At 32.5% G+C, this 13,855-nt stretch carries 14 protein-coding genes and 2 tRNA genes; 7 read left to right on the forward strand and 9 right to left on the reverse strand.

Annotated features, from left to right (window positions below):
• Positions 1-25 precede the first annotated feature (25 nt).
• The 4 genes from ACZ49Z_RS05480 to pdxA form a co-directional block, all read right to left on the reverse strand.
• Entirely contained in the window at positions 26-1,024 is a 999-nt protein-coding gene (locus ACZ49Z_RS05480; protein ID WP_464307180.1) for a beta-ketoacyl-ACP synthase III, read from the reverse strand.
• Between the two features lie 163 nt (positions 1,025-1,187).
• Entirely contained in the window at positions 1,188-1,382 is a 195-nt protein-coding gene (gene rpmF, locus ACZ49Z_RS05485) for a 50S ribosomal protein L32 (RefSeq protein ID WP_464307181.1), read from the reverse strand.
• Positions 1,383-1,391: 9 nt separating this feature from the next.
• Positions 1,392-1,925 carry a YceD family protein gene (locus ACZ49Z_RS05490; protein ID WP_464307182.1) on the reverse strand — a complete coding sequence of 178 codons (534 nt, stop codon included), beginning with the start codon at positions 1,923-1,925 and terminating at the stop codon, positions 1,392-1,394.
• Between the two features lie 94 nt (positions 1,926-2,019).
• Positions 2,020-3,057 (reverse strand): 4-hydroxythreonine-4-phosphate dehydrogenase PdxA, encoded by a 1,038-nt coding sequence (gene pdxA / locus ACZ49Z_RS05495; RefSeq protein ID WP_464307183.1) that lies wholly within the window; start codon positions 3,055-3,057, stop codon positions 2,020-2,022.
• 59 nt (positions 3,058-3,116) lie between these two features.
• Here pdxA and ACZ49Z_RS05500 point away from each other — a divergent pair, with 59 nt between their 5' ends.
• Complete coding sequence (locus tag ACZ49Z_RS05500) at positions 3,117-3,707, forward strand: riboflavin synthase (RefSeq protein WP_464307184.1); 591 nt, start codon at positions 3,117-3,119, stop codon at positions 3,705-3,707.
• Positions 3,708-3,715: 8 nt separating this feature from the next.
• On the opposite strand, the gene ACZ49Z_RS05505 is transcribed toward ACZ49Z_RS05500, so the two are convergent.
• The 3 genes from ACZ49Z_RS05505 to mce all read right to left on the reverse strand — a co-directional run bounded on the left by ACZ49Z_RS05505 (position 3,716) and on the right by mce (position 4,658).
• Positions 3,716-3,925: a hypothetical protein gene (locus tag ACZ49Z_RS05505; RefSeq protein WP_464307185.1), complete on the reverse strand. Its 210-nt coding sequence runs from the start codon at positions 3,923-3,925 to the stop codon at positions 3,716-3,718.
• A gap of 199 nt (positions 3,926-4,124) precedes the next feature.
• A tRNA-Ile gene (locus ACZ49Z_RS05510) sits at positions 4,125-4,198 on the reverse strand.
• A 58-nt stretch (positions 4,199-4,256) separates the two neighbouring features.
• The gene (gene mce, locus ACZ49Z_RS05515) at positions 4,257-4,658 is read right to left on the reverse strand and encodes a methylmalonyl-CoA epimerase (RefSeq protein ID WP_464308049.1); all 402 of its coding nucleotides are present in this window, start codon (positions 4,656-4,658) and stop codon (positions 4,257-4,259) included.
• A gap of 96 nt (positions 4,659-4,754) precedes the next feature.
• Between mce and rbfA the strand changes: the two genes are divergently transcribed.
• Together rbfA and ACZ49Z_RS05525 are read left to right on the forward strand one after the other, a co-directional pair.
• Positions 4,755-5,147: a 30S ribosome-binding factor RbfA gene (gene rbfA, locus ACZ49Z_RS05520; protein WP_464307186.1), complete on the forward strand. Its 393-nt coding sequence runs from the start codon at positions 4,755-4,757 to the stop codon at positions 5,145-5,147.
• Between the two features lies 1 nt (position 5,148).
• Positions 5,149-6,348 (forward strand): ABC transporter permease, encoded by a 1,200-nt coding sequence (locus ACZ49Z_RS05525; protein WP_464307187.1) that lies wholly within the window; start codon positions 5,149-5,151, stop codon positions 6,346-6,348.
• 31 nt (positions 6,349-6,379) lie between these two features.
• Here the strand turns inward: ACZ49Z_RS05525 and ACZ49Z_RS05530 are convergent.
• Positions 6,380-6,459 (reverse strand) — tRNA-Leu (locus tag ACZ49Z_RS05530).
• Positions 6,460-6,645: 186 nt separating this feature from the next.
• On the opposite strand from ACZ49Z_RS05530, the gene ACZ49Z_RS05535 reads away from it, so the two are divergent.
• From ACZ49Z_RS05535 to pth, 3 genes are all read left to right on the forward strand, one after another.
• Complete coding sequence (locus ACZ49Z_RS05535; protein WP_464307188.1) at positions 6,646-7,587, forward strand: ribose-phosphate pyrophosphokinase; 942 nt, start codon at positions 6,646-6,648, stop codon at positions 7,585-7,587.
• 58 nt (positions 7,588-7,645) lie between these two features.
• Entirely contained in the window at positions 7,646-8,254 is a 609-nt protein-coding gene (locus ACZ49Z_RS05540; protein ID WP_464307189.1) for a 50S ribosomal protein L25/general stress protein Ctc, read from the forward strand.
• Between the two features lie 171 nt (positions 8,255-8,425).
• Entirely contained in the window at positions 8,426-8,992 is a 567-nt protein-coding gene (gene pth, locus ACZ49Z_RS05545; protein ID WP_464307190.1) for an aminoacyl-tRNA hydrolase, read from the forward strand.
• A gap of 317 nt (positions 8,993-9,309) precedes the next feature.
• Here pth and ACZ49Z_RS05550 read toward each other — a convergent pair whose 3' ends face one another.
• Positions 9,310-11,538 carry a zinc-dependent metalloprotease gene (locus tag ACZ49Z_RS05550; RefSeq protein ID WP_464307191.1) on the reverse strand — a complete coding sequence of 743 codons (2,229 nt, stop codon included), beginning with the start codon at positions 11,536-11,538 and terminating at the stop codon, positions 9,310-9,312.
• Between the two features lie 205 nt (positions 11,539-11,743).
• On the opposite strand from ACZ49Z_RS05550, the gene ACZ49Z_RS05555 reads away from it, so the two are divergent.
• Entirely contained in the window at positions 11,744-13,816 is a 2,073-nt protein-coding gene (locus ACZ49Z_RS05555; protein ID WP_464307192.1) for a M43 family zinc metalloprotease, read from the forward strand.
• The last annotated feature ends 39 nt before the right edge of the window (positions 13,817-13,855 follow it).

The following is a 13,855-nucleotide window of genomic DNA, read 5'->3' on the forward strand; positions in this document are numbered from 1 at the left end:
ACTATTTGAAATTTGGTTTAGTTTATTATTTTTTGTCATATGCCCATTTTAGATAAACCGCACCCCAAGTGAATCCTCCACCGAATGCAGCAAAAATGATATTATCTCCTTTTTTTAATTGACTTTCAAAATCTGACAACAACAATGGTAAAGTTGCCGACGTAGTATTTCCATAACGATGAATGTTGACTAAAACTTTTTCTTCATCTAATCCCATTCTATTTGCAGTTGCATCAATAATTCTTTTATTCGCTTGGTGAGCTACCAACCAATTTACATCATCATGCGTAAGATTATTTCGTTGCATAATTTTTTCACTAACATCTGCCATTCCAGACACAGCGTATTTAAATACTGTTTTACCATCCTGAAAAACAAAATGCTGTTTATTTTTCACAGTATCTTCTGAAGGTGGTAGAATTGACCCTCCTGCTTCAATCTTAAGGAATTCCCTTCCTACTCCATCACTTTTTAGTATTTCATCCTGAAGCCCTAATCCTTCATAATTTGGCTCAAACAATACCGCACCTGCACCATCACCAAAAATAATACAAGTAGCCCTGTCAGTATAATCAATTATTGAAGACATTTTATCGGCTCCAATTAATAATACCTTTTTATACCTTCCAGATTCAATATAAGCTGAAGCTGTAGAAATACCATACAAAAAGCTAGAACAAGCTGCTTGTAGGTCATACGAAAAAGCGTTTGTAGCTCCAATTTGAGTTGCCACATAAACACCTGTTGAAGCAACAGGCATATCTGGTGTTGCCGTTGCCATAATCACCAAATCAATTTCTTTAGGATCAATTTGAGCTTTCTCAATCAAATTTTGAGCAGCTTTAATAGCCAAAAAAGAAGTTCCTTGACCTTCTTCCTTTAATAATCTTCTTTCTTTTATTCCTGTTCTTGAAGTAATCCATTCATCATTGGTTTCAACAAGTCCTTCTAACACTTTGTTAGACAATACATAATCAGGAACATAAGAGCCAATTGCAGTAATTGCGGCTGTAATTTTATTCATAAAAAATATTTTTCCTCATTAAACAAAATACCCTTTTAACGAGTGGTGGAAATTACAAAAAAAAAATCAAACCATAGAAAAAATAGAGCTTGTAACCAAAGAAAAGTCTTATTAACAAAAAAACTCCCACATCGTGAGAGTTTTTCTCTATTCTTCCAAAGTTTTAAGCTACTGCTTCTGCTTTATCAATTACAACCTGACCTCTGTAATACATTTTTCCTTCATGCCAGTAAGCTCTGTGGTATAAATGCGCTTCTCCAGTTACTGGACATGTAGCGATTTGTGGTACAGATGCTTTGTAATGTGTTCTTCTCTTATCTCTTCTTGTTTTGGAGATTTTTCTCTTAGGATGTGCCATTTTACTATATTATTTATCCGTTAATAGTTTTTTTAAATTTTCCCATCTAGGGTCAATATTTTCTTGTTCTTGTTCTTCTACTTTTGGAGAAAATTTCTCTAATGTTTCCAAAGCATCTGTCTTTAAAGTACCATCTTTCACCCCTGGATGAATTCTTTTAACTGGCACAGAAAGGACTATACCTTCATATATATATTGCGAAACATCAACTTGAAACTCACCATGCGGTAAAACAAGCAACTCTTCATTTTCATTATTAAATTCCTCACCAAAATTAACTATCAACTTCAATTTACCTTTAATTGGCAAATCAAACAGCTCATTTGTTAAATCGCAAGGTAGATTTACAACTCCTTTGTAATCAAAATCAAGTTCGAGCATTGTGTTTTTTTTCTCTAACACAAGAACAACCTTAACATCAACTTCATTAAACTCGTCATAATCAAAGCAATCAAAAAAAGATCTATCCAATTGATAATCAAACTGGTGCTTTCCTATTTTCAACCCAGCAAACTGAATTAAATATTCTTTCAATTTTTTCATAACAACAGTTTCACCCATCATTAATGGGATGCAAAGATATAAAATTATTATAAATTCAAACCAGTTATAAACATTTTTTTGTTTACAACTCTATTTATCTCACTTTCAAAGGCTTTTTTGTCAACTCCAAATACTCTTTTCTCTTCTTGAAAATATCAACAGCTGCATAAACCGCTTCTCTAAATGACTCAAAATTAGCCAAACCTTTCCCTGCTATTTCATATCCTGTTCCATGATCTGGCGAAGTTCTAATTTTTTCTAGACCTGCAGTATAATTTACCCCTTTCCCGAATGACAAAGTTTTAAAAGGAATTAATCCTTGATCATGATACATAGCCAAAACAGCATCATACTTTTCATACTGTGACGAACCGAAAAAACTATCCGAAGAATAAGGACCAAAAACCATCATTCCAGAATCAAACATTTTTTTTACAGTTGGCTTTATAACCCTCTCCTCTTCATCACCAATTACACCATTATCACCACTATGAGGATTCAAACCCAACAACGCAATTTTAGGCTTAACCACCCCAAAATCTTGCTCCAAAGCTTTAATTATTGTACTAACTTTTTTTACCAACAATTTTTCAGATAAATTTTTCGAAATCTCATTAACAGGTATATGATCTGTCAATAAGCCAACCCTAAACTTATCATGAATCATTAACATCAAAGCATCACCTTCTAACTGATTGTCCAAATAATCTGTATGGCCAGGAAACTTAAAATCATCTGATTGAATATTATACTTATTTATAGGTGCCGTAACAAGCACATCTACCAAACCTTCTTTCAAAGCTTCTGTTGCAGCTTGAAAAGATTTAATTGCATATTTCCCCACCACTTCATCATTCTTTCCATACTCAATATTCACACCTTCCTTCCAAACGTTTAGAACATTAATTTTCCCAACCACAATTTGGGATAAATTATCAATTCCAAACAAACTAGACTCCAAACTTAAATTCTTCTTTAAAAAAGAAAGGATTTTAATATTGGCAAAAATAACAGGCGTACACAACTCTAACATTCTATTGTCTTCAAATGTTTTCAAGACTACTTCTGGTCCAACTCCATTTAAATCTCCAATAGATATACCCACAATTATATTTTCTGCTTTTTTAACCATAATTAATCCTAATTAAATGCTTATTTTTGAACTGCAAATTTAGTAAAATAAAATTAGTTATGTTTACAGGAATCATTGAAACATTAGGAACCGTGAAAGAAATCACAAAAGATCAAGAAAACCTTCATATTAAAATAACATCAACCTTAGCCAGCCAATTAAAAATAGACCAAAGTGTAGCACATAATGGGATATGCCTTACAGTTGTAAACATACACGAAAACGAATACACAGTTACTGCAATTAGAGAAACTATCAACAAAACCAATATTAGCTTATGGAAAACAAACAGCTTAATCAACTTAGAAAGAGCCATGAAACTTGGAGACAGACTAGACGGACATATTGTTCAAGGCCATGTTGATCAAATTGCAACCTGCACCAACATTGAAGAAGATAAAGGCAGCTGGGTTTTTACTTTTGAATACAACGAAAAACTAAACAATATTACCATAGAAAAAGGCTCTATTACAATTAACGGAACAAGTCTCACAGTAATCAATTCAAAAAGGAATCAATTTAGCGTTGCCATAATACCATATACTTTTGAAAACACCAACTTCAAAAATTTCAAGATCGGGGAAATTGTTAACCTTGAATTTGACGTAATAGGAAAATATGTAAAAAGAATTCATGATTTACAAAAATAAAAAAAGCTCTAAATAGAGCTTTTTTTATTATATATATATTTTACTGAGTAAAACCCAAAAACAACCGCAACAATCAACAACAGCCATAATTCTCCACCTACAGGCACATCTCCAGGAGGCGGTGTTGGTGGTGGTGGTGGAATAGCTTGCGAAAAAACACCTTGAAAACTCAAGAACATCACCAAAATAAAAACTATTTTACTCACTATTAACTTCATGGTTATAAAATATAAAATTATTCCTTTTCTAATAAAGAAACAACAATTCATCAATATTTATCTACACGCTAAACATGTTAAAAAATAACAGAGCACTAAAATAATAATATTTTCTCACAAAACAATATTTTCACAAAAAATACTTAAATATTTCTTAAAAAAATAAAAAAAATAGCCTTTTCAGGCTATTTTAAGTTAGTGGTCCCACCTGGGCTCGAACCAGGGACCACCTGATTATGAGTCAGGTGCTCTAACCAACTGAGCTATAGGACCGGTTTTGAGGTTGCAATATTACGGCATTTTTTTAATCCATGCAACTTTTTTTTACAATTTATTTCACTTCCTGACAAAGCTCAATCAACACACCATTTGTACTTTTAGGATGAAGAAAGACAACTAACTTATTATCAGCACCTTTTTTAGGCAAATCATTCAAAACCACAAAACCCTCTCCTTTCAACCTCTCAACCTCACTCACAATATCTGAAACATCAAAAGCAATATGATGAATTCCTTCTCCTTTTTTTTCAACAAACTTAGCAATAGGACTCTCATCGTTTATAGCTTGCAATAACTCAATTTTATTCGGACCTTTCTTAAAAAAAGAAGTTTTCACTCCTTCACTTTCCACAACCTCTTCCTTATATGGAGCTTCCCCAAAAAGCTTTTCAAAAACCAAATTAGACGCTTCCAAGTTTTTTACCGCAATGCCGATATGCTCTATCTTATTCATCATGTTAATTATTATCATTCAAACAGCAAAATAACAAAAACTTTTACTTAAAAAAAATAACACTTAAAATATAACAATATTCCGTATTTTTGCAAAATGGAGACTAATAGACAAAAAAAAATAGGCACATTATTACAAAAAGACCTTGTAGATATACTTCAAGGTGAAATAAGAAAAAACAACCTAAACAACCTGATAATTTCTGTTTCAAAAGTAAACGTTACTTCAGATTTATCAATCGCAAAGGTGTTTTTAAGCGTTTTCCCAACAGAAAAAGCAGGAGAAATCCTTTCCGCAATAAAAAGCAACACCCCATTAATCAAACATGATTTAGCACAAAGAGTTAAAAACCAATTAAGAAAAGTACCAAATCTGATTTTCTACATCGATGACAGTCTTGACTATATCGAAAAAATAGACAACGCATTAACAGGTAAAGAAAACCCAGTAGCGAACCCAGATTTATTAGAAAAAAGAAAGAAATCATAAATTGAATTTCTCATTTTACATAGCAAAAAGATATGCAGTAAGTTTTAGCAAAAACTCTACTATAAATATCATTACTATAATAGCAACCATAGCAATTATTGCAAGCGCTATGGCATTATTTATTTTTCTTTCTGTATTTAGCGGGCTTCGAGAATTCACACTTAGCTACAGCAACACATCAGACCCCGATTACACAATTAGCCCAAGTCATGGAAAATCTTTTTTCATCACAGAAGAAGAAGAAGAAGAATTAAAAAAAAGCTCCAACTTCAACACCTATTCAAAAATAATAGAAGACAGAGTATTGTTTAGCTATGACAACAAAGAACAGATTGCCACAATAAAAGGAGTAGATATTTTCTTCACAAAAGTTAGCGCAATAGACAAACATCTATATGCAGGAAACTGGATTGAGCCAGAATCAAATGACGCCATAATTGGCGCAGAAATTTCAAAAAAACTCGCACTAGGACTATTCGATTATTACAACACCTTAAATATTTTTTCACCCAAACCTGGAAAAGAATTAATTGAAAATAACAACAACGCCTTCAACACTTCAAAACTTCAGCCTGTCGGTATTTTTAACATAAACGAAGAAATCGACAACAAATATGTTTTTTGCGACATATCAATCACAAAAAAACTATTCAATTTTAAGGAAAACCAAGTTACAAGCATCATACTTAAATCCAACAATGATACCACAGAAAAAGAAGCGATAAAAGAGCTAAAAACTATTTTCAAAAACAAAATAACCATAAAAACAAAAGCGCAGTTAAATGACTCACTATACAAAATGCTAAATTCTGAAAACTTATTCATATACCTTTTTTGCACTTTAGTAGTTATTTTAACCCTTTTTTGTTTAGCTGGTGCAATTGTAATGATAATAATCGACAAAAAAGAAAACATTTACACCTTATATAATATAGGACTAGGGTTTAATAATATTAGAAAAATATTTTTTATTCAAGGAACCATAATAACTTCATTTGGTTTATTGTTCGGACTATTATTAGGCACATTACTAATAATATTACAACAACAGTTTTCTTTACTGATGATAACACCAGACTTTCCGTATCCAGTAATATTTAAATTAAAAAACATTGGAATAGTTATCTTCACCATAATTCCACTAGGATTTATTTCTTCTTGGATAGCATCAGGGAGAATTAACAAAGAAATTTTAAAATAAAAAAAAAGCTTCAATTAATTGAAGCTTTTTGTACCTTGGGTGGGAATCGAACCCACACTCCGAAGAACACGAGTTTGAGTCGTGCGCGTCTACCAATTCCGCCACCAAGGCATTAAAGAAGACTATCAAATGACACCATTTATGATATCTTGTAGTTTCTGAGTGCAAATGTAATTAATTTTTTAAAAAAACATAACAAAATACTTGAAAAATTACTTTCAGAGTTAAAATTTATTCCTAAATTTGCACCTCGTTTGAACAACACAACACTAATCAACTACTAAACAATAAATTAAGATGTCATACAACGAGCCTGAAGCAAAAATATTTGCATGTTCTCAGAGTGTGTATTTAGCGGAAAAAATAGCAGAAAGCTATGGAACAACGTTAGGTAAAGTTACGTTCTCAAAATATAGTGACGGAGAATTTCAACCTTCTTTTGAAGAATCAATAAGAGGATTAAGAGTTTTTCTAGTTTGCTCTACTTTTCCAAACTCAGACAATTTAATGGAGTTATTATTAATGATAGATGCTGCAAAAAGAGCATCAGCACGTCATATAACTGCTGTAATTCCTTATTTTGGTTGGGCTAGACAAGATAGAAAAGACAAACCAAGAGTACCAATTGGAGCAAAATTAGTTGCAAAATTACTAGAAGCCGCTGGAGCAACAAGAATCATGACAATGGATTTACATGCAGACCAAATCCAAGGATTCTTTGAAAAACCAGTTGATCATTTGTTTGCCTCTACAATCTTTTTACCATACGTTAAAAGTTTGAACTTAGAAAATTTAACAATTGCATCACCAGATATGGGTGGATCGAAAAGGGCATATGCTTATTCAAAATTTTTAGAATCTGATGTTGTAGTCTGCTACAAACAAAGAAAAAAAGCAAATGTTATTGATACTATGGAATTAATTGGAGATGTTACAGGAAGAAATGTTATTCTTGTTGACGACATGATTGATACAGGAGGAACACTTGCAAAAGCAGCTGACGTAATGATGGAAAAAGGAGCAATTAGTGTTCGAGCAATATGTACGCATCCAATATTATCAGGCGAAGCCTATGATAAAATTGAAAACTCTAGATTGTTAGAGTTAATTGTCACAGATTCTATACCATTAAGAAAAGAATCTAAAAAAATAAAAGTTGTTTCGTGCGCAAATTTATTTGCAGAAGTAATGCATATGGTGCAAAACAACAATTCTATAAGTGGAAAATTTTTAATGTAAAAGACCATTTTAAGAAACATAAATTAGAATTATTTTTAATTAATTATATATTTACACAATGAAATCAATTACGATTAAAGGATCAGAAAGAGAAAGCGTAGGCAAGAAAGCAACAAAAGCCGTTCGCGATGCTGGAATGGTTCCTTGCGTTATTTACGGAGGAAATCAACCAGTACACTTTACAGCAGACGAAAGAGCATTTAAAGACTTGGTATATACTCCAAACGCTCACACTGTTGTAGTTGAATTAGAAGGCGGAAAAAAAATTGAAGCTATCCTACAAGACATTCAATTCCACCCAGTTTCAGACGCAATTTTACACATTGACTTTTTCCAATTAGATGAAGAAAAAGAAATTGTAATGGAAGTTCCTGTGAAAGTTGTTGGAAAATCTCCAGGGGTTATGGCTGGTGGTGTTTTACGTTTAAACCAACGTCGTTTAAAAGTAAAAGCTTTGCCTAAAAACCTTCCTGATTTTGTGGAAGCAAACATTACTCCATTAGAAATGGGTAACAAATTATATGTTACTAAATTAGAAACAAATAATTTCAAATTAATGCACCCAGACAACACTGTTGTGTGTCAGGTGAGAATCTCTCGTGCTGCTATGAAAGCTGCTCAAGAAGCTGCAAAAGCTGCAAAAGCTGCTCCAGCAAAGAAAAAATAATAACATTATTTTTAATATCTAGACAAAGCATCAGTAAAATGATGCTTTTCTTTTTTTAAACATATTCCAAATTAACATTAGACATTTGATTCAATAAAAAAGGATTAATTAAACTATTTTTGCACAATGAATTGGATTAAAAAATTGTTTAGCAAAAAAGAAAAAACACCAATGAAAAAATTTTTAATTATTGGACTCGGAAATATTGGACCAGAATACACTAATACACGTCACAATATCGGCTTTAAAATTGTAGATTACTTTGTAAACCAAGAAAAGAGCAGTTTTGAAACAGTAAAACTTGGGGAAATAGCAGAGATTAAAATAAAAGGAAGAACACTTCTTTTTTTAAAACCCAATACTTACATGAATCTTAGTGGTAAAGCTATTAAATATTGGATGGAAAAAGAAAACATTGAAAAAGAAAACATCCTTGTCATTACGGATGACCTAAATCTTTCATTTGGAAGCATCAGAATAAAACCAAAAGGAAGCGACGGAGGTCATAACGGACTAAAAAGCATACAACAATTATTAAACTCAACTGAATACCCAAGATTTAGATTTGGAATCAGCGATGAATTCAAAAAAGGGCAACAAGTAAACTATGTACTTGGAGAATGGACGGACGATGAAAAAGAAAAACTAAAAGAAAGACTGCAAATCGCTACCGAAGCAATAAAATCCTTTGCACTAGCTGGATTAAACAACACTATGAACTCTTTTAATGGGAAATAAAAAAGACAAATTCAGAAGTAAGCCATTGAAATCTCTATACTTCAATGAATAAAAATTTCAAGTATAAGTTTTTAAATATCTAAAAGAAAGTGAAGTTTAAATATGTTTTTTTTAATGCTTGATATAGTACCCATCAAATTGTCTCAAAAAAAATAGCAAACCCCGTTTTCAAGGTCTTTTGCTCAAAAAATGGAGTATAATTCAGAAGTAAGGAAGCTTTAAGCTTTAATTTTATTGATAAATTTTATTTGTGAATATACCAAAAAAAAGAGGAGCCTTTAAAACAAGACTCCTCTCTTCTATCGTTACATAAATTACTATTCAACAACAATCTTTTTTGTCGTTTTATTATCACCGTCAGAAACAGATACAAGATAAATCCCAGACTGAACCGTACCTAAATCAATATTTTGATTAAATGCTCCTAAATTAGAAAACGTCTTATCAAACACCAATCTTCCACTTACATCATGAACATTTACGAAAACTTGATTAGAACTAGTAAATAATTCTACATTAAAACTTCCTTTATTTGGATTTGGATACAACTTAAAGCCTTCGAATTCAAAAGAATCTGAACTTAATGAACTTGTTATCGTAAATTTAGTTGAATTAACACTGTAAAATAAATTACCAACCGCCTCAATCATAACCCTACAATTAGTTGAATTAATCCCATTAGGAATTGTTAGAACTTCTGAACCATCATTCGGAGTACTTGCAGATAAAACAATTGGAAAAGTAACACCGTTATCTGTAGACAAACTTATTTTAACATTTGCAGTATTTACATTATTTGCAGTAGTACCTGCAACATTCCACGTAAAGGTCTGTGTTGACAATCCTGCATAAGAGATACCTGTAGTGTTTTGAGAAGTCACAACAAATGGCCCCGCAACACCACTAACAGTAACCACAGAATTTGCTCTATTTGTTTGTCCCCCTAAAGGACTTCTATTATCTCTAACCGTAAGCGCAAAATTCATTGTTCTTCCGACACTTGGTGTCACTTCCCAAGTTGGAGTTAAATTACCTGCCACAACATTAGCCAAAGGAGGCATATAACGATTTGGCGAAGCAGAAGGCACCCTAGACTTATAGTTTGGGCCCCCAACTGCTGACTGAACAGGAGGTTGAGTTGAAATCTGAGTATCTGTTTGCTCCCAACAATAAGTAAGCGCATCACCATTAACATCTGTAGCACTACCCTTTAAAACAAAAGCAGTAGCCCTTGGAATGGTATAATTACCTCCCGCATTAACTACTGGAGGTGTATTTCCATTTAAAACTGTATTTGCACAAGTAGATACATCATTTATCATCTGAACCATTTCAGCAATACTAACTGCATGAAAATGAGCATCAGAATTATTTTGAACGTTTGGACCACATATTCCAGCATAAGCCATTATAGTACTTCCACTTCCAGGCTCAACAGCAGTCGAATTATTTCTATTTCCACTACAAGAATTATTAAATGTATGATTTGCTCCAAATTGATGCCCCATCTCATGTGCTACATAATCAATATCATAAGGATCTCCTACAGGAGCACCTGAACCTGTTATTCCGCTTGCTTTACTAGGATTATAACATGGAGCAGGACCCGCCAATCCACCACCACCAGTACTAACCGTATGACCAATATCAAAATTTGCAGCTCCTGCAATTGCAGTAATTTGAGCTTGACTTTCATTAATCAATGCATTTGCATCGTCATTAGAAAAATTATCATCATCTATAAAAATTAAAGGATCTTGATTTGCAATAAAAACCATACGCAATGACATATCTCTTTCATAAATACCATTAACTCTTGTCATTGTTACCGTCATTGCAGATAAAACAGCCGCTTTCTTTTGTGCCAAAGTACCACCATTCAAACCCGCAGCATTAACATGAAAAGCCGCATATTCAATAGTACAAGCCATAGCCAAACGAAAAGTCCTAAATCTCCCATCAGAAGCTTTTTGAACACTACTTCCTAATATAAAATCGGTTTTATTTAAACCTAATTCATCATTAACCAAACATTGAAAATGTCTAGACTGAGAAATATTATTCTTACTATAAACTATATAGTTTTTTTTGTCTTTAGTATAAGTATCAATATAAGCAACTGGTTCATCTGGTGAAAAAATCATAGCATGTAAACCAAAAAGTGTTATACTAAACCTCACTGTTTTTCTTGGATTATCAACCCCTCTTCCGATATACGATTTTATATCGCTATATCTTGCCGCCAATGCTTCTTCCATAATTGGAGCCTCAAATATCATGTATTTGTCCGATTCACCTTTGGAATTTGGAAAAGATATAAAAACATTAGATTCACTATTTTCCAAGTCTAAAGGTGCATTTGCCAAATCTAAATTCAATTTATTTAAATCAATCGTAAAAAGTTTATACTTAGAAGGAGTATTAATTCTTTCCATTTTTGGAAATTTCCTCAACTGACCTTCTGAAACCTCCTCCCAAGAGGCGTGTTGACCGTAAATTACATTCAATACCAAAAACGCAATAAATGTAGCAAGTGTTTTTTTCATTTTTTTATTTTTATTTAGTTACAACAAATATATAATATTAGTCTCTATTTATGAATAAAAAATAATTAAGACTAAACCGAAACAAAAAACATTAAATCACAAAAAAAGATTATAAAAAAACACAAAAATTAAAAAATATATTAATTTAATAACATTTTTTTAAAAAAAAAGTTAATTTTGCAGAAATTAAACCAACACAAAAACCATGAAAAAAATTACATTATTAGGATTATGCCTTGGGGTGTTTCTGTATTCACACGCTCAAGAAACTAAAAACAAAGCAAAACATTTTGGAAAAAATATTTCTTTTGAAAAAAGAACACCTACAGGGCTTATAAGATGTGCAACAGACGAATACGAAACAATTTTACAAGCTCAAAATCCGAAAAGAATGAATCGCAGTCAATTTGAAACATTCTTAAATCCTTTTCTTGAAGTCTATAAAACCAAACAGACATACGAAACCAATTCTGAAACCGGTGGAATTATTTATATTCCTGTTGTAGTTCATGTGATTCATGATGGAGACACCTATGGAACAGACGAAAACATTACAGATGAACAAGTTCAATCTCAGATCACAGTAATGAACCAAGATTACAGAAGAATGATAGGTACCCCTGGCTTTAATAACAATCCATTGGGTTCAGACATTCAAATTGAATTTGTATTAGCAAAAGTCGATCCTAACGGAAACCCTACAAATGGTATAAATCGAGTTAATTTATGTAAAAGCACTTACAATGTTGGCAACTTTAATGAAATTCAAGCTGAAATCGACACAAATGTAAAACCTCAAACAATATGGGATCCTACCCAATATATGAATATGTGGAGCGTTAAATGGGATGGATCTGGATTACTTGGCTATGCGCAATTCCCAAGCAACGGAAACACAACAGCAAATTCAGATGGCGTAGTAGCAGGACACACATTCTTTGGCTCAAGAACTATATACCCAGCAGGAAATTATAGTAATAACACATACGATAAAGGAAGAACCATGACGCACGAAGTAGGACATTTCTTAGGCTTATACCACACATTTCAAGGAGGATGTGCAGGAGAAAACAACACATCAGGAGATTATTGTGCTGACACCCCAGCTGTAGCAACAGCCAACTATGGATGCACACCTACCAACTCATGTCCTACTGGAGCAAGCGACATGATAGCAAATTATATGGACTATACTGATGATTCTTGTATGAATATTTTTACTATTGACCAAAAAGCAAGAATAATATCTGTTATGAACACCTTCCCAAGAAGACTAGAATTAAAAACTTCCACTAAAGATTTGCCAATTGCATTATTTGCTAACGATGCAGAAGTAAAAATTGAAAATTCATGTAATATACCACCGTCAACTTGCGCATCACCAAATCCAACTTCGGCAGCAAAATCGGTTTTACTTTACAATAGAGGAACTTCAAATTTAACATCTGCCACTATAAGCTACAATATGAATGGAGGAGCTAATTACAATCAAAACTGGACAGGAAATTTAGCACCAAATAAATATGCGGTTATCACTTTAACAAATACAACTACAAGTGGAACACTGAATGTTAGCATAGCTTCAACAAATGGAGTTACAGACCAAAGAACTACCAACAATACTGATTCAAAAACTTTCGGACAACCTTTAGGCTATGCAAATTCAACAACTTTTACTTTTAATCTTGTTGGAGACAGTTATAGCACGGAAACTACTTGGTCATTAAAAAACGAAGCAGGTACTACATTATATAGTGGCGGTCCTTATGGAAATATTGCTTCAGGAACACAGGTTTTAGAAAACAATACTGTTTGGAATTTACCCGCAAATGGTTGTTATTACTTAACTGTAAACGATTCTTGGGGTGACGGGTTATTTGATGGCGTTAGCCAAGGATACTACACTGTAACCGCTGGAACAACAACAGTTGTAAATGTTCCTGACTTTGTTGAATCTGGAAACCCAGATAACACACTAGTATCAAGAGTAAGTTATTTTACAAATAACGGAACTCTTTCAACAGACAATTTCAGCTTATTAGAAGATATCAACTTATACCCTAACCCAACTAAAGATATCCTTAACATTTCTATTCCTTCAGGATTGGGAAGTTTAAAAACGTATGAGATCTATAATAATTTAGGGCAGACAATTAAAACTAATAAACCAACAAATAACGATTTTGCAATATCAACTTCTGAATTTTCAAATGGTGTTTATTTTATCAAATTGAATTTTGAAGACACATCGAAAACGTTGCGTTTTGTTAAAAACTAAAAGAATATAAAAACAAATACATAAAGAGGATTGATAAAT

It is taken from the genome of Flavobacterium sp. KY-23415 (assembly GCF_055384985.1).

Coding starts and splice junctions, on each gene's coding strand:
- ACZ49Z_RS05480 (WP_464307180.1), bottom strand. CDS start 1,024: ATGAATAAAATTACAGCCGCAATTACTGCAATTGGCTCTTATGTTCCT.
- rpmF (WP_464307181.1), bottom strand. CDS start 1,382: ATGGCACATCCTAAGAGAAAAATCTCCAAAACAAGAAGAGATAAGAGA.
- ACZ49Z_RS05490 (WP_464307182.1), bottom strand. CDS start 1,925: ATGAAAAAATTGAAAGAATATTTAATTCAGTTTGCTGGGTTGAAAATA.
- pdxA (WP_464307183.1), bottom strand. CDS start 3,057: ATGGTTAAAAAAGCAGAAAATATAATTGTGGGTATATCTATTGGAGAT.
- ACZ49Z_RS05500 (WP_464307184.1), top strand. CDS start 3,117: ATGTTTACAGGAATCATTGAAACATTAGGAACCGTGAAAGAAATCACA.
- ACZ49Z_RS05505 (WP_464307185.1), bottom strand. CDS start 3,925: ATGAAGTTAATAGTGAGTAAAATAGTTTTTATTTTGGTGATGTTCTTG.
- mce (WP_464308049.1), bottom strand. CDS start 4,658: ATGAATAAGATAGAGCATATCGGCATTGCGGTAAAAAACTTGGAAGCG.
- rbfA (WP_464307186.1), top strand. CDS start 4,755: ATGGAGACTAATAGACAAAAAAAAATAGGCACATTATTACAAAAAGAC.
- ACZ49Z_RS05535 (WP_464307188.1), top strand. CDS start 6,646: ATGTCATACAACGAGCCTGAAGCAAAAATATTTGCATGTTCTCAGAGT.
- ACZ49Z_RS05540 (WP_464307189.1), top strand. CDS start 7,646: ATGAAATCAATTACGATTAAAGGATCAGAAAGAGAAAGCGTAGGCAAG.
- pth (WP_464307190.1), top strand. CDS start 8,426: ATGAAAAAATTTTTAATTATTGGACTCGGAAATATTGGACCAGAATAC.
- ACZ49Z_RS05550 (WP_464307191.1), bottom strand. CDS start 11,538: ATGAAAAAAACACTTGCTACATTTATTGCGTTTTTGGTATTGAATGTA.
- ACZ49Z_RS05555 (WP_464307192.1), top strand. CDS start 11,744: ATGAAAAAAATTACATTATTAGGATTATGCCTTGGGGTGTTTCTGTAT.